Below are 17,194 nucleotides of genomic sequence, written 5' to 3'. Positions count from 1 at the left end.
TAATACCAATTTGATAAATGTTTGTTACAAATGACTAGGCTGTTTATTAGGAGTCAGTAGTCAGGAGTCAGGAGTCAGAATAAATTGCCTCAATACCATTTTTTAGGTCATAAATCATCTTTTTTGTTAAAGGGATATCTCCTGTCAAGTCTTTTTATCGGCCTTACTATTCGTAACATTCTTTTTTCAAACTGGTATAAGATAAGTATTCTAAAAAAAAATCCTTACTTAATTCATCAAAAAAACTGAGAGCTGATTGCTAATAGCTGAATGCTTACTTTATAACTATTTAACCGGACATAGTATTAGTTCTTAATTTTGACCAGAAAATAAGGTCTTAATCCTCGCCTTTCAAGTGGATAAAAAAAGAAAATTCAGTATTTCAAGCCTACCTATTCCTGGAGATACTGATAACTGTTAACTGATAACTGAATTGACCAAATCGACCTCTAAATATCTTTTTTTATATTGTTTAAAATTATTTCTATTTGATTTTATTTAAACATTAAGGTAATATACCTTTTCTTTAAAATTGTTTTTTGTAAAAATCGGGGAGTATTACACCACTTACCAAAAGTAGGTAAAGCAACTTGCATCAAAAAATCACGCCATTTACGAGTAATAATTTGGGGGTGAATACTTAAACTGCTTTTATAACCATTGATAACTAATTTTTGTCTAAGATTAATATCTGTTTTTAACCGCTTAATAGCTGATAATAAATCTTCTAAAGTATTCACCTCTAAATAATCAATATTTCTCTGCCCCTCAGTTTGGTAAGCTGACTCACAACCTAATAGAGCTGGCACTCCAGCTAACCACGCATTGAAAAGTTGAGTTGCTGGTTGATTGTGATAATCTGGTATATTTTTAAAACTTCTGACCGCTACAACTGCATCAATTTCTTGATAGTTATTCCAGCGATTTTTTATCTGTAAATAATCCAACCAATGATAACTATGAACCACAGGATACCAGCGTAAACCCAACTCATTTAATTGTTTTTGCCAAGTTGCTTGAAACAGTTCAGGAGCTAGATTTTCTTGATAACCAAAAAAAGCAATATTTTCAAAGCGATCGCCTCGTAAAGGGTCACGGGGAATTAATCCAGGTTGTGGCCAATGGGGCAGATAATAACTATCTTTAAATTTCTGCACTTCTGTGGGATTTTGTACTATATGAAGTTGAGCATAACCATAAAACTTTGATTCAGCTTTTAAGAAAATAAATAGTTGATTTTTTCCTGGTTCAATCGGTATTTTATGAGCTTCTAGGGCTTGATGATGAAAAATAATTATTCCTTCAGATGGTATTTCACTAACTAATTTACAAGGAAAACCATCAGCTTGTAAATGTAAATAAGTTTGAAAAGTCCAGGCATAAATTCCTAAACTAAATCCCATCCATTCGTCCTCAACATTAGTGGGAGTTACTGCAGGAAAATAACATTTGGGAATATAGAAATTAACTATTGGTAATACCATAATTCTTCAAACACTGCCAAAATATGATCCTGGCTTAATTAACACTCAAAATATTTTATCAAAATTCATCAAAAAAAACTTAAATATAGCTACAGTTTTTTTATAAGGACTTGATTTTAGTTTTTCTGGTGGCTGTGGCTGATTTTACACGCCATTAACAATAAATTAAATAGGTAATAGTTCCGAATCTGGCTGTACTCATTAACATCAGTAAAGTATTTTTTTCTATTTCCTACTCTCTATTTCCTAAAATCAAAAACTTCTGTACCTTACCGAATTATTAATTATTAATTGTTAATTAAATAATTGTGGTTTAAAGCCTCCCCTTGGATAGGGGAAAAAAGCGGTAGAGGGATGGCGAGGTCTCCCGAAGAGTGCAGAGCTGCTCCGCTTTTCATGTCGGCGACAACCGAAACGCCATATCCAATCTACCAAGAGAAGAAATGATATTTCCCAATCTTCAATCAAGCGCGGTTTTAACCTTCTTGTAATTATCAATTATCCATTATCAATTATCAATTAATGAAGAGAACGATCGAGGCAATTAGACATCTAATACTAAATTCAAAAAAGGTATTTACATCTTAATCAGTTATTTATGCCTACATTTAAACACTTAAAATTTCGCATATATTGTTAAATTACAACGTTTTTTTTATCTTTTTTCATATACTTTAATTTCACTATTATCCGTTATATCAAATCCGGTTAATTCGGTATAAAAAAATGTTCACTTCACGAGCGTCATTGCCAACTCTTTCTAAATTCTCTTCCCTCCGCGCCTCCTAAGGACTTATCTAATACCAATTCACTTAAAAAATGTCACAAATAGTTGGTAACTTATGAAGTGAAATAATAAGCTGAAATCACTGAAAAATCAGGGTTTTAAGTCGCAAAAATATCACTTCTGACTTCTGACTTCGCGCCTTCTGACTTTAGTGAAACGGTATAAATTCTCTTCCCTCCGCGCCTCCTGACTCCCGCTCTAAATTCTTTTCCCTCCTGACTCCTGATTCAGTCCTCCTAACTCCCGATCTAATTACACCAATGCTACCGGATTTGATATTATATATTCCCTGTTACCGAAAAATTAATAATTAATAATTAATAATTAAATAATTCGCACCTTGAAGCCTCCCCTTGGATAGGGGAAAACAAAGACAATATTCCTTATATTCAATTGGTGTAACGGTTTTAACCTTCTTGTAATTATCAAGTTCGCAATTATCCATTATCCATTAATAAACTGCTCCGTCACGCTCTGCAATATTTTATGAAATTGGTATAATTTCCCAGACAACAGTTTTTAGTAAAGAAGTTGTATTTTAGACAATAAATAACCTATACAGTCAAGTTTTAAATATATCCGGCAATTTTACTAATAAACATTTTAATCCTAGAAAAAGAGTTAATTTTTTTTAGTGTTATGTGGTTGAATCAAATAGCCAATAAGTACTTCCTTTACTCATATTAATTCAGGAATTTACTCTCCAGCAAGTAGTGTTCAACTTTAATCCTATAAACATCTATAGGTTACTTAATATTTTTTTATAATTCCTCATATTTGTATGGTGACACTTATTTTTTTTGATTGTTTGAGATTCTAGATTAATGCAAATCAATGATATCTTAAGCATAAGCAATAAAGTTATTAACGAAAGTGACATCCTAATCTCTGAGTAGTTCAATCACTTGATGGCCTTGACAAAAAGGAAAAAATAGTATAAAAATAAAATAATAACTACATAGCATTATTAATAAGATTTTTTGGTATGCTAATTAACCGGGATTGACCTAACTACTCAAGAATAGTTAGGTTAAGATATCTGTAATATTTATCAGGGAAATTATTAAAAATTCGCCAAAATCTTTAGAGTAAAATTAATAAAGATTAAGAATTGTAAAAATAGTCAAAATTTGGGAGTTAGTAGTGATGAAGATTCTAGTACTAAGTTGGGAGTTTCCACCAAGAATTATAGGAGGAATAGCACGTCATGTTGCAGAATTATACCCAGAATTGGTGAAATTAGGACATGAAGTTCATTTAGTTACAGTCAAGTCTGGCGAAGTACCAATGTATGAAATTGTAGAGGGAATACAAGTCCATAGGGTGCCTGTTGGACCAAGCCAAAACTTCTTTCATTGGATAGCAAATATGAATGAAGCTATGGGTCGTCATGGAGGAAAATTAATTACAGAGGAGAAAAATTTTGATATAGTCCATGCCCATGATTGGCTAGTTGCAGATGCAGCGATCGCTCTCAAACATATCTTTAAACTACCACTAATAGCTACTATTCATGCCACAGAAAATGGTCGCCATAACGGTATTCATAATCATACTCAACTCTACATTCACGAAAAGGAAAAAGAGCTGGTTTATAATGCTTGGAGAGTTATTGTTTGCTCTAACTACATGCGAGGAGATGTCACACGAACCTTAGATAGTCCCTGGGACAAAATAGATGTAATTTATAATGGAATTTGTCCTGAAAAAAAACCAAGTCGAGATGAGTTTGATGCGGTACATTTCCGTCGGCATTTTGCAGCAGATGAAGAAAAAATTGTCTACTATTTAGGCAGAATGACTCCAGAAAAAGGTTTGTCAGTTCTGATTCATGCAGCACCGAGAATAATTGAAGAAATGGGAGATCGGGTGAAATTTATTATGATTGGTGGCGGCAAAACTGACCATTGGAAACAAGAAATCTGGAATTTGGGAATTTCGGAAAGATTCTGTTTCACAGGGTTTATGTCTGAGGAAAATTTAGATAAATTCCAAGCGATCGCCGACTGTGCAGTATTTCCGAGTCTTTATGAACCATTTGGTATTGTTGCCCTCGAAAGTTTTGCTGCACGGGTGCCAGTTGTGGTTTCGGATACAGGTGGTTTGCCAGAAGTGGTGGAACATGGTAGAACAGGTATTGTTACCAAAGTTGGTAATCCTAATTCCCTAGCATGGGGTATTCTAGAAGTTTTGAAAGACCCTAGCTTTCTCCAAGATTTGGTGAATAATGCTTATCAGGAATTAGAGCATAAATTTTGTTGGGGTAGGATAGCAAAACAAACGGATGGAGTGTATCAGAGAGTAGCAGCAGAAAGGTTGCAGGTAGTTTGGTAATAAAAGGAGGAGTCATTTCAGTTATCAGTTATCACTTATCACTTATCAGTACCTCTAGATGTGAGTATGGTGCGGAATCTAATACAAACCCGGTTTCTATACTTTGTTATACTGGGTTTAGAACATCTAGATTTATTTTGTGGGTAATTGAGCAACTCGGAAGACCTCTCCCCCGACCCCTCTCCTGCAAGGAGAGGGGGGAAATATTCTCCCCCTTCCCTGGTAGGGCTATGCTTTACCCACATTAAGATCGAATTCCTTACAGGATAGGGGAGACAAGGGAGAAGGGGTGGATGGGGAAGTGAAGAAAAACCAGCCATTTTTCATCTTGAGGACACAGATGGCTAAAAGTGAATAATGCTTCTCAAGCCATTTGCCAACTCTCGCTCTTCGACTCCCCACACTCCCCACACTCCCCACACTCCCCACCCTGCAATACTTATAAGACTAATGGTTCATTAATGGATAATGGATAATTGCGAACTTGATAATTACAAGAAGGTTAAAACCGCTCGGGAATTGAATATAAGGAATATTGTCTTTGTTTTCCCCTATCCAAGGGGAGGCTTCAAGGCGCGAATTATTTAATTATTACCTCAGTACGCCATCCCAATCCTAGGTCAAGCTCCGCAATTCAAGTCGCTCCGCGTTTTTCATGTCGGCGACAACCATTTCGCTCCGCGACTTGAATTGCGTTTGCGTAGCATTTCGATAGGAAAGCTTTGCGCCAGCAAAACGAAGTTATGCGTTAGCTAAACGACCGGCTTTAAAGCTTAGTTTTTCGGTAAAACTAACAAAGGAAAAGTTTAATTACTTTTAACTTTTAACTTCTAACTTTTGACTTCGACTTGCTTGACGTAAAGATTTAATAGTAGCGATCGCTTGTTCTGCTACTATATCTATTTCTTCAAGAGTATTAAACCGCCCAATACCAAAACGCACAGAAGCATAAGCTAACTTTTCTGAACGCCCTAAAGCTTCCAAAACATGGGAAGGGGCGACTTTGGCAGAAGTGCAAGCGGAACCAGAAGAAACAGCCATTACACCTTGCAACCCCAACAATAATGCTTGTCCATCTACACCCTCCACACTAATATTCAAATTTCCAGGCAAACGCTGAGTCGGGTGTCCGTTGAGAAAAATATTTTCCAATGTTTGGAGCTTTTCCCATAACCTTTGTCGCAAACTGGTTAACCGTTTTGCCTCCGACTCCATTTCTGCTAACGCCACTGCTACTGCTTTGCCAAAACCGACTATTTGAGGCGTACACAAAGTACCAGAGCGCATTCCTCGTTCGTGTCCTCCCCCATGTATTTGAGACGCTAGTTTTACCCTTGGATCGCGACGACGCACATAGATAGCTCCAATACCTTTTGGTCCGTAAATTTTATGGGCAGTTAATGACATTAGATCGATATTCATTGCCTGTACATCAAGGGGAATTTTACCAATAGCTTGTGCAGCATCAGTATGGAAAATAATGGAATGTTCTTTGCAAATTTCTCCTATTTTTGCCAAGGGTTGTAATACACCAATTTCATTATTTGCTGCCATAACAGATACGAGAATTGTATCTTCACGCAAAGCTGTTTCTAGGGGAGTTATATCGATAATTCCATCTGTATTTACAGGCAAATAAGTAACTTCAAATCCCAAATTTTGTAAATATGCACAAGGATCGAGAACTGCATTATGTTCGGTAGCGATCGTAATAATATGTTTGCCTTTATTGAAGTAAGCTTCAGCTACTCCTTTGATAGCTAAATTATTTGCTTCTGTCGCGCCACTGGTAAAAATAATTTCTTCAGGAGTAGCATTAATAGCTGTAGCCAAAATTTCTCTAGCTTTTTTCACTGCTGCTTCTGCTTCCCAACCATATTGATGAGTGACGCTAGCGGGGTTACCAAAATGTTCGGTGAAGTAGGGCAACATTGTTTTTAATACTCGTTCATCAAGAGGAGTAGTGGCATTGCAGTCGAGATATATAGGACGTTTTAACATAGAGATCGCTTAATAATTGGTAGTTGTATATTCTATGTTCTCATATTTTACAACATTAGAAACTAGGTTTTTGCTAGCAAATGTCGGTATTGTGGAATTAGGATCGTCGTAGTTGGGCTAAAGCCATCCAATATTTCTCCAGGGGTTCAAACCGAACTACAAACAAAGACTTTATTCTCAACCCAACCTCACAGAACAACTCATCACAGGATAAATTACCCCTGAAGAGTCTCAAACCAAACTCCAGGAATTACTCAACGCCGACACCTTCCTAGTATAATTCGGCCTCAACGAAGACCGCATAGTCAAAGTTACCGCCAACGAAGCAGTCACAGAAGGAGAAAACAACAAGGGTCAATTTATTATAACCCTGGGCAAAGCAACTCCACCCCAAGGACTAAAAATCCTCTATACCATCTCCAGTACAGCAACTCTAGAACAAGACTACGAAAATACCGGACGAAGGAAAAAGCAGCAATGCAACAACTCGAATAGAAGAAACAGGAACCTCCGACGACGATAACATTACTGGAGCAGCAGAAAACGATATTCTCTCTGGTGGTGCTGGCAGTGATACTATTAAAGGTGGTCAAGGTAACGACGATATCGAAGGTAACTTTGGTGCTGATGTTTTAGAAGGTAACGCCGGAGACGACATTATTGCTGGTGGTTCAGAAAACGACACCATCAAAGGCGGTCTAGGTAACGACCAACTGCAAGGAGATGCAGGAGACGAGGAACTAGAAGGCAACAGTGGCAACGACGTTATCCGAGGCAGTACTGGCAACGATGTCTTAGAAAGAAACGATGATAATGACTGGTTATAAGGTGCAGATGTCTTCTACTTCCAAAAACCAAACGAAGGAGGCGACCTCATTGTAGATTTTGACCCCGCTCAAGGAGATAAAATTCAGGTCTCTGCTTCTGGGTTTAACACCGACTCTCTGGAAGATTTCAATATTCTCGCCCGAACTTTGTATTACAAAGACAAAGAACTAGCACTGCTGCAAAACAACGGCCAAACCTCAACCACATTGGCAACTTAGCTGACATCCTCGAAATTGTCCGCGAACCAGAGCGACAAACAGCATTAGCAGCAACAGAAGTCTCTGTAGATATGGAACTCGGTGTCGCACAAGCCAACTTAGTAGCAAATCCCGAAATTACTATCTTAGACGAAATTATCAAACGAGGCAATCTCAAAGTTGCTACTTCCGCCGATGGAAACGAATTTGACCTAGAATTTGCTCGTACCATAGCTGCTGCCCTATTTGGAGATGCCAGCAAAGTCAATACCGTAACCAATGAATTGTCAATATCCCTAGAAAGGGTCGCAAATGGTCAAGCAGACTTCGCATCCGGCATTACCCAAACCTTGGGGCGGGATGCAAAACTAAAGATTGACTTCAGTCCAGCCTACTACTACGACCAACAAGAGGGAACTACAGACCCCATCGCCCTAGCATTACCAGAAAATGACTCTCAATGGGCAGATAGATGTCGTCGAGTGGGTCAACTATGTTCCCATTCAAGCAGAAGAATTTGGCATCAGCTCAGAAAATATAGACCAAATAATTGCAGCTAATACAGACGACAATGACAATAATGATTCCGCTCCAAAATTCGTCGTTTCCTGGGCATAGAAGAAGATTTAGGAGCCTCTCTAGGACTTCCTGAAAGCTTCGCAGTTAACATCATTAAAGAAGTAGGTAACTACAGCGAAATTTACGAGCGTCATTTCCCAGACCAACAACGAAACCAGAATTTACTTTGGAGTGATGGTGGTCTGCTCTATTCTCCTCCATTCTCTGGTGACGAGATAGACATATCCTTGAACAATAACGACAACCGCAACCTACTCAAATGAATCAAAGACCGTGGATACTTAAAACTCGGACTTCCTGGCAATAACCCCGGTTTTGCTGTAGAGACAGAAAATGAAGAATTTGCCGGATTTGATGTTGACCTAGGAAAAGCGATCGCCGCTGCCCTATTTGAAGACCCAAGCAAACTGGAAATTACAGAGCAGTTATTCCCATCTGCTTTCAACAATACCGGCAATGGTGTTGTAGATGTCTCAGCAATGGGAATCACCCATAATTTACTCCGGGATGCAACTTTAGGTATTGACTTCAGTCCTAGCTATCTCTATACCGGACAAATAGAAACTGAGTTTGCTATTGTTACTAATAATGCTGCCACTTCTGAGGCGTTGATTGTTTATAATAGTAATGATGGCAAATTGTTCTACAATGAGAATGGTAGCGAACCCGGTTTTGGCAAAGGGGGTGAATTTGCCGTGTTGGCTGGCCAACCTGCTATTAGTGGTGATGATTTCTTGATCCGATAGGATAGTTTACAGCGCTTTTCAGACGTATAAATTACATTGTCATAACTAAAACCCTGTAGGGGAGATTCGCGAATCGCCCCTACCGCAAAAATATTCCAATTGAAATAGAATTGTTATTTAAATCTTTCTAAAATGAAAAACCTAAAAGCTTTAGTTAACCGCAATTAACAAAAATTTGGGCAGAAGTCCCCAGCTAAAAATACAATCGGGACACCCCAACTATAAATTTAACTTCTGACTTCTGGCTTCTGACTTCTGACTTCTTCAAGCCGCCACATCATTATTATTAAATAACTCAAAAATCTGCCGACAAAAATATTTCACTTTAGCAGCAGATTCATTTGTCGGTTGAGTATTGCCCACAAAACGCCAGCCACCCACCGTTGATAACTTCCACTGTTCCCCACGATGGTCATAACCAGCAACTTCAACCCCTATTACACGACGATAAGCCTCAATAGGGTCTTGATAAAAGCGAATTTGCACCAATAAACAACGACTTTCTAGAGACCGACTTCTACCAGGCAAATGAAAACCAATATCTATAGAATCTGGGTCAACTAAATCTAAAGTATCTGGATCGTTCATCCAGGGCTTAAGATCCACCCTAACATCTGGAAATTGGGACTTAAATAAATTAACAATCGCAGCAATCTTACTAGCAACTTCAAAATTTTTGGCCTGTTCTGCAGCATTCACTATAATTTATCCTCCTCAACGAGAAAATTTCAGATTATTAATTAATTAGTTTAACTACAGATCAAAAACTGTGATTATTTGGACAATTAGTAATAACTTTAGATTTTTTACCTATTTGTGATTAGATTCAATTTCTTCTGGCAACAGTACCTTCGCCCGAACAAACCGTAAACCACTTACTCCCTGTAAAGGTTCAACCAAACCACTCTCAAATTTATCCTCCACCCAACCTTCACGAACCAAATAACGAAAATACTGTTCATATTCCTCCCACTCTTCATCTGTAGAATAAACAACCGTCAACATTCCAGGTTGAGTAATGCGCTCTTTTGTGTCCTTGTCCACGCCCTTGTCAATACGCTTCTTGACAATTTCATAACGAATATCGTGAGTACCTTTAACATCAAATAATCTTTCCGTACTTTCATTGTGATAAATATCAATCGTATAATTCTGGACTAATATCAGATGCACAACTCCCAATATAAGCTCCTCAGATTCAGACTTCAAACGCAAAGCAGTTCGCGCACAATCACAAATTGCCCGTAGTTGATCGTAACGTAAACTGCTAAGATAAAATTGATTAAATTTAGAGTTAATAGATTTACCCACATACATCATTTGGTCTATGCCATCAGTAGCTTCCAAATCACAATGGTGAGGGAGAATTTGCTGCATCTTTTTTTGCCACTTTTCCCAAGTATTTTGGAGGTGGTAGTTAATTTTGTACAACATCTGGTCATAGCGTTCTCGTGCTTGATACACACCATGATGGATGTTACCACAAGCAGCACGATAAGCTTCAACAGCAGCTTTAATAGTATCTCCACATTCCACAAAATAGTCAAAGTATACCTCTAAACGGCAACGTAGATATTCTAAAGCTGTAATTTCAGTATTCACTGAAACTCTTTCTTCTAGGGACTTAATATATTCCAATATATCTTGTCGTAGTTGCTGACACAAAGCACTATCTTGCTTTTCGCAAACAGTTTCCACAATGGCTAATCCTAACCTAAATTGAGCCAGAATATCACTTTGAATTGCACGATTACGTTCTGTAGATGATCCACGAATATCACAGATACCATAAAGGGGATAGACATCCTCAAAAACAATTGTTTCTGGGGGTAGTCCCCAACGTCGTCGTTCAGCTTCCTGCAAAAATCGCCATTCGACAGCAGGATGAATATTACGAATATTGGTAAACCGTTGTTGAATTGTTTGACGAACAGCAGCGATCAAAGCTGGAATCAAGTCTTCGGCGTTTTTGTAATCACAGAGATTAAAGTTCCTAGGATGATTGCTCATTAATCCTACTATTCCCAAGATTTCTGGTTGACCTACCTCTTCTTGTGGAAAAGCAGGTTTAATCACTATGGGAATTAGAAGTAAGGAGCGAAATCCTTTTTGAGATAAATTTTGCTCATACTCAGTTGGACAATTTGATTCAAGTTCGGGAATATTCAGAATTTGATTTTTTATTGCAGTTTTGAGGATGGGAGAATTCTCTAGACTCAGTGTAGAATATATCTTGGGATATGGTGATCTTGTTAAAAACTCACTGCCAATAAATAACTTGAATTGTTTTTCTCCTTCATTTCGCAGTAACATCATATCATCTGCTCGGAATAGCGATCGCAGCAATTTTTCAATTGGCTTAAATTTCTCTTCCTGCACTAATGATTCTGGTTCAACTAAAAGTTGGGTTAGTTTTCGTTTTTGTTCTTTAACAGTGACATCTAACCCTTCGAGTAAAAGTAAGCCGTCTATTTGGTAATTTTCCAATTTGAAATTTTGTGCTAACATTTCTAAATTTCCTGGTTGTATCAACCAAGCTGTTTGTTCAGACTTTGACATTGAATGAAGATTGTAATCTATAAATTCGTCTATTGTTTGGTCAATTCTTGTAACTTTTAGTTCCTGAGAACAAAACCAGAATTCTATATACTTTGGTTCTGAGTTTTTTGGCGAATTCACTGTTGATATAACTGAGTAATCTTGAAATTGTAGATTTGCTGTATCTATCTGATAAATTTGTTTGAGTACCCACTGCAAAATTTGTAGGTGGTAAAGTTTTTCTAGTTCCGTGTTATCCCAATCACTGAATAACTCGTTGAGCTTAATGTTGTACTGTGCTTCTATTTTATCGATCCGATCTATACCCATGAGTTCGCAAAATTGATAACTAGCATATTGGAAGCTCAAGCTACCTGGTTCTATAATTGCTGTTAATATTCTGCTATGCAGTGGTAAATTTTCCAGTCGCTCTGTTATTTGCTGCCAAATTTTTAGTTGCTCAATTTGATTATGATGTTTCGGTAGTTGTGATGCTAAAGCTTGCAATAGTTGTTCTATCTGTAGATGCTGAATATTTTGATTATTTTCAGTTAGAGAAGTTTGCTCTGGTAAAGCTTTTATATCATATTTATGATGTTTATCTGTGCTTTTTTGTTTGGAAGTCTGCATACTTATTCGCACCTGATTTTTTATTTGAATATATATTTTTTTATTGTAGTAGACCGACACATCTAAAATGTTGCAATAGTAGGGGTAGGTTCTCCTGAAAATTAATAATATCAACATTTAGTAGGGGGAGTCAGCGTTCGATTAATCAGGCTACAACATTTATTTGATGAGATGAACCCCTGTATCGTGCCATTGCCCCATTGTCCCATCATCCCATCACCCTATTGCCCCATTGTCTTGTCACCCTATCACCCTACTGCCCCATCCTATCATCTCCCCCTATAATAACCTAGTGCTTCAATTGAATTAGCTATGTCAGTCCAATAATTGAGTTATACTAGCTTCAGATTAACAAGGTAGAGTTTTTGATTACTGGCCATAAGTTAAGATAAATATTCTTTGGACTAGTAAAATCATGTCCGGTTGAATAGTTATAAATAATGAGTCAGGAGTTTTGACTCCTGACTCAGGAGTCAGGAGTCAGGAGTAAATAGAGGAAAAAGAAAGAAGGTATAAAGAGGAGAAAGTTTTTTGTTTTGCTTTCGCTGCGCGACATGAAACCCATAAGCTGAACTCAGTTTGATCACTAAAATATTAAAATTAGGTCAGGACTTATGCATGAGGTGGGAAACACTAGGATTTGACATTGTTTCCCTGTGGGTCGCAATGACGAAAAGACGTTTTACTGCGAAAGTCCTATAGGTATAAAAAAATTCTCCGATTGATGGATTTAAGTCAAAGAAAATATACAAAAAATAATGCCACTAATTAGAAATAGTGGCATCATACAACTAATTATAGAATTTTTCCTGACAATTACCACAGCCCTCTTACAGGTGGTGGTGCAGGAGGTCGTGTAATAGGAGGTGGTGGTTGAAGCGGTGGGAACTCTAAAGATGGAGGACCCTGGAAGTTATATTGTGGCAATCGAACTTCTACCCGTTCATAATTATAATCTGGGATAACTTTAAAGAAGTCAATACAACCACAAGGCTTTTCGGGGTCATCATCAACTTTACCCACAACAGCATAGACCCGCATTCCAGGTACTAGACCTGCTATTTCTATGTTATGCTTGGGGGAAAAATATAGAGTTCGTATTTGACCACGTTCCTCTTCAGGAATTGTTACATAAGTTGGTTCACCATCATTAGGTGCAATTCCAGGAATGCCTAATTCTTCTTCTTCATCTATGAGAATTGTAACTACATTACCGATAATACCCTTAACATAGCCTACAACCTCGATTTGATTTGCTCCCCCAGCACGAGTTCTTTGCCGTTGGGCAACTTTCTCATTCTCAGGAGCAGCGATCGCGGGATACATTGCTCCGAATGTGATTAACATTGACAAGCAACCACTTGTCAAAATAGTATGTCTTAAAAGACCCATGACTACCTCACAACACCAAATTTTGTCCTGGCCATAAATCTGTTAAACTATTAAACCTCGTCCTTGAGGGCAGGGTTTAGATTAGATAAGCAGGTTTAGCTGGACATTGCTTAGTTTATTAGCTCTTTTATCAAACTTCAGCCTGAAGGGCAGAATTTTAATCAAAGCCTTAGCTCAAGAATTTACCACCAAGACCTGTTTTTGGCAAGTTAATCTATCTAGAATTAGGAGTCATAAGTCAGGAATCAGGAGTCAGGAGTCACAGAGCAAGTGTGGGGAGTGTGGGGAGTGTGGAGAGAAGTCCAGTAGTGGCGTATCTAGACTAAAATTGTGGGTTAGGAGCAAGCAACCTAGAAGACCTCACCCCCAACCCCCTAAGGGGGTTGGGGGGTTAGGTTTTTTAACCCACATTTTCAAGCTCGACACACCAGTGAGGTGCGTATTTACTGCTAAAATTTAGACTGTGAAAAGCATTTAACAATCCGTCGTAACGCACCATTTTAGATATCTCAATCAACTAAGAGCGCTAAAGCGCAACTACAAACAAAGAATTTTTTTAACTAATAGACATCTCCAAAAATAAACAGTAAAGTCAATTATTATCCATAAATTATCAATTTCTCCTCCCTATTCCCTGTTCCCTCTTTTCTGGAGATGTCTAATTATCTGAAAATATAGCAATTCCCACACTTATGAGGTAAATTTACGATCCCCCTAAATCCCTCTTAAAAAGGGGGAATTTTTGTTTGCTCCCCCCTTAAAAAGGGGGGTAGGGGGCGATCTAAAACTGTACCTCATAGATTAAAGAACTGTTATAATATAACTACTGATTAGTTGTTTCTCGTGCCTTAACTTTTTTTTCTCCCGACATATATTCTTTTTCAATGTTAATAGCTTCTATCCCCTCTTCAACCATTAACTTAAACATTGAGTCTAATTGTACCCAAATCAATAAAGCAGTTGGAAATACTACTATTGCTCCCATAACAATAGATAACCATTCCACAATATTAAATACTGAAAGACTAGCTGCTACACATAAAAATACAAATAAAGTCGTTCCTAAATAAGCAGTTATTATATTAGGTGTTTGATAATCTATTTTTGTTTGAGAGTTTTTGCTTCTAGACCAGATAGTTAGTTTATACTCCAACATATCTTTAAAAATGACTCCCAAGAGAATAGCAAAAAGTAATGTCAATTCAATTACTGTATAAACAGGAAAATTAAAAAAAGTGTTAGTGTACATTTTTTTCGATCCACAAATATTAACAATTGTGAATCATATCATATTTATTTGTAGGAGTCAGGAGTCAGGGGTAAATAGTCTTGCGGTTGTAAGTTGAGCAAAAATGGGTGTATTTCATAATATCTACTAGACCGACAAACCTTAAATGTTGCAATCGTAGGAGCGGGTTCCGCGTTAAGTTAACAGTGTTACAAATTATTCAGATGAACTCGCCCCTACCAAGCTACAGAATAATAGGGAAAACGATTTGTGAAGAAAATTTAGAAATTACTATTCTTGAAAATGGAATCTATGAGTTTAACCAAAATGACGGAACCCGATCTTACCAAAATGACTAGTAAGGAATTAAAAAAATATATCTTGTCTCATTCAACAGATGATGAAGCAATTCGAGAATTATTTATTAATTGCAGAAATCCTAATGTTCAAGTTTTCCCCTATCCTCAAAGTATGCTTTATGAAGAAATTGAAGCGATGTTCAAATCTAGATTCAATTTAGATCTATAATGGCATGATATCAAATCCGGTAGTATTGGTATAAAAAAGCAGAGAAACCTGGTTTTTATCAAATGCCCTACAATACTAACATTAATCTCCCAGAAACCGGGTTTCTTATAATACTCCGAAGCAGGTAGAATACTAATTTATCCAGTGCATTTACTACCTAGTCATTGCCAATGGAGCGTCAGCGTAATGAAGCAATCTTAACGTTATCACGAAATCAAGATTATCCTGAGGTAAAAATGCCTTCTCATCTCTGTAAATATTCAGATGCGCTATCATGAAATAGATGAGAGAACTGCAAAATTTTGTTTCCTAACTCTTGATTCCTGCAAGGAAATTTTCCCATCCAGCAACAGCATCTAAATTAGAAACAACTCCTTTTTGCATCAAAACCACACCATCTCCAAAATCAGTAATTCCATATTCACCAGAATCATAAAGCTCTTCAATTCTAGGTACAATTGTTTCGAGTCGTTGGCGATCGCTCTTAAATGCTACCCGATATCTATTCAACCGCCACAAATCAACAATAATATACTTTACCTTTTCCACCTCTCTCGCATCATTTCTAAATTTCATCCTCGGAAACCGCAATATTGCTCGACGACTTGATAAGTGAGGAATAATATAAGTTGTTGCTGCCACGCTAGCATCATCAGGAATTTTTTCTAACAATGGTCGCATTTGACTGACGTGCTGCCATTGTTGGTGTGCGGGAATATAAACCCAAGGTTGTACTGAGTCTGGTACTAAAAAATAAAAAGTGCGATTAGGATTAGAAGTGAATGTAAAAAATAGTGACAAGCAAATACAAGCTACCCAGAAACGCCGAAACTTTGGTGATGGCAGTTGTGAGTTTTCAACTTCTGATTCTCTCTTTCCCCACCATAAAATTGCACCGTAAAATAATCCCGGCACCACTGTCATGGCGTAGCGAATTGTAATTGACAGCACAGACAAACCCTGAGCAGAGAATAATTTCAGTAAAGGAAATCCTGCTATCATCCAAGAAGCGGGAGCAACAGCAGGCACAAATGCTAACGGCAACCATTGACCTAATAAATATTTGATAGTGCCAAAGAATGGAGTGAAAATTTCTCCTATTAACCGCCAAGGGTTACTAATCATACCCCAAATAATTTCCAGAGTCGAAGCTTCGTCTCCTTCTGCATATTGACCGAATCTTTCCATCATAAATCTCTGGGAAATATCTTCGGAAAATATCGGCATAATTAGATTTGTCAAAGCTACCATATAGGCAAAACTTAGAGTACAGATGGCTAAACCTATTTTCGGATAGCGTTTACTTAAGATTAAGTAGAACCCAACTCCAAATAATACTACTCCTGCATCTTCTCTAACAGCTAAAATTAATACTGCTAAAATCCAAAATAGATACCACCAGCGTTTTTCCATTGCTAGTAGTAAACTAAATACAAACAGAGGTATTTGACAAATATCATGGAAATTTGCTAGGGTAGGACCAATTACTGCGTTAGCTCCATAGAAACTAACACTAATCATGGTTGATAACTCTGGTTGGAGATATTGTCTAGCTAAAATATATAAAACTAAACCCGCAGCAGTTACTAATGTGACTTGTAAGACTGTTAGAGTAATAGGAGATGGAAATAGGGCATATATTGGCAACCACAGCAAAAGGGCAGGAGTAAAATGTTGGCCTAAGCGGTGATAGTATACTTCTGAGACTTGGCCTTGGTGGACTACATTTGTGGAAAGAGCTGAAGAGAGAGAACTTTGAAAAAAACGACCGTGCATACTATTCCAAAATACTTGGTTAAATATACCTTGGTCGTAAGAGGCGTAAAAACTATAATAACGATGCAGGTTAAATAATAGACAAACTATAAAAAAGGCGATCGCTACCACGAACAGCATCTTGAGGAACTGATTTTTTTGCCTGA

General features: G+C 37.5%; 12 protein-coding genes. 5 read left to right on the top strand and 7 right to left on the bottom strand.

Translation table 11 applies throughout. The features are described from left to right. Positions 1-494: 494 nt before the first annotated feature. Positions 495-1,484 (bottom strand): hypothetical protein, encoded by a 990-nt coding sequence (locus F6K22_RS08635; protein ID WP_293095878.1) that lies wholly within the window; start codon positions 1,482-1,484, stop codon positions 495-497. A 1,933-nt stretch (positions 1,485-3,417) separates the two neighbouring features. Between F6K22_RS08635 and F6K22_RS08630 the strand changes: the two genes are divergently transcribed. Then, positions 3,418-4,605, top strand: a complete 1,188-nt coding sequence (locus F6K22_RS08630) for a glycosyltransferase family 4 protein (RefSeq protein WP_293095876.1) — start codon at positions 3,418-3,420, stop codon at positions 4,603-4,605. An 816-nt stretch (positions 4,606-5,421) separates the two neighbouring features. Here the strand turns inward: F6K22_RS08630 and F6K22_RS08625 are convergent. Further along, positions 5,422-6,606 carry an IscS subfamily cysteine desulfurase gene (locus F6K22_RS08625; RefSeq protein WP_293095873.1) on the bottom strand — a complete coding sequence of 395 codons (1,185 nt, stop codon included), beginning with the start codon at positions 6,604-6,606 and terminating at the stop codon, positions 5,422-5,424. Between the two features lie 452 nt (positions 6,607-7,058). Between F6K22_RS08625 and F6K22_RS41855 the strand changes: the two genes are divergently transcribed. The 3 genes from F6K22_RS41855 (at position 7,059) to F6K22_RS08610 (ending at position 8,956) form a co-directional block, all read left to right on the top strand. Further along, positions 7,059-7,433: a calcium-binding protein gene (locus tag F6K22_RS41855; protein ID WP_363273133.1), complete on the top strand. Its 375-nt coding sequence runs from the start codon at positions 7,059-7,061 to the stop codon at positions 7,431-7,433. Positions 7,434-7,723: 290 nt separating this feature from the next. After that, entirely contained in the window at positions 7,724-8,191 is a 468-nt protein-coding gene (locus F6K22_RS08615; RefSeq protein ID WP_293095869.1) for a type 2 periplasmic-binding domain-containing protein, read from the top strand. 282 nt (positions 8,192-8,473) lie between these two features. Further along, positions 8,474-8,956 (top strand): transporter substrate-binding domain-containing protein, encoded by a 483-nt coding sequence (locus tag F6K22_RS08610; RefSeq protein ID WP_293095880.1) that lies wholly within the window; start codon positions 8,474-8,476, stop codon positions 8,954-8,956. 264 nt (positions 8,957-9,220) lie between these two features. Here F6K22_RS08610 and F6K22_RS08605 read toward each other — a convergent pair whose 3' ends face one another. The 4 genes from F6K22_RS08605 to F6K22_RS08590 all read right to left on the bottom strand — a co-directional run bounded on the left by F6K22_RS08605 (position 9,221) and on the right by F6K22_RS08590 (position 14,765). Further along, positions 9,221-9,655 (bottom strand): type 2 periplasmic-binding domain-containing protein, encoded by a 435-nt coding sequence (locus F6K22_RS08605; protein WP_293095866.1) that lies wholly within the window; start codon positions 9,653-9,655, stop codon positions 9,221-9,223. Between the two features lie 111 nt (positions 9,656-9,766). Continuing rightward, positions 9,767-12,124, bottom strand: a complete 2,358-nt coding sequence (locus F6K22_RS08600; RefSeq protein WP_293095864.1) for a GAF domain-containing protein — start codon at positions 12,122-12,124, stop codon at positions 9,767-9,769. A gap of 816 nt (positions 12,125-12,940) precedes the next feature. Continuing rightward, on the bottom strand, positions 12,941-13,516 hold the full coding sequence (locus F6K22_RS08595) for a hypothetical protein (protein WP_293095863.1): 576 nt from the start codon (positions 13,514-13,516) through the stop codon (positions 12,941-12,943). 823 nt (positions 13,517-14,339) lie between these two features. Beyond that, a complete protein-coding gene (locus F6K22_RS08590) occupies positions 14,340-14,765 on the bottom strand; it encodes a hypothetical protein (protein ID WP_293095860.1) in 426 nt (141 codons plus the stop codon). A gap of 282 nt (positions 14,766-15,047) precedes the next feature. Here F6K22_RS08590 and F6K22_RS08585 point away from each other — a divergent pair, with 282 nt between their 5' ends. Then, a complete protein-coding gene (locus F6K22_RS08585; protein ID WP_375340142.1) occupies positions 15,048-15,272 on the top strand; it encodes a DUF6887 family protein in 225 nt (74 codons plus the stop codon). A 309-nt stretch (positions 15,273-15,581) separates the two neighbouring features. Here F6K22_RS08585 and F6K22_RS08580 read toward each other — a convergent pair. Then, the coding region (locus F6K22_RS08580; protein WP_293095856.1) for a DUF2079 domain-containing protein at positions 15,582-17,194 on the bottom strand (1,613 nt) is incomplete at its 5' end.

Origin of the sequence: Okeania sp. SIO2F4 (assembly GCF_010672385.1) — a bacterium.
Classification (GTDB): Bacteria; Cyanobacteriota; Cyanobacteriia; order Cyanobacteriales; family Microcoleaceae; genus Trichodesmium.
The sequence above is the reverse complement of the archived record's forward strand: the minus strand, read 5'-3'. Positions and strand labels throughout refer to the sequence as shown.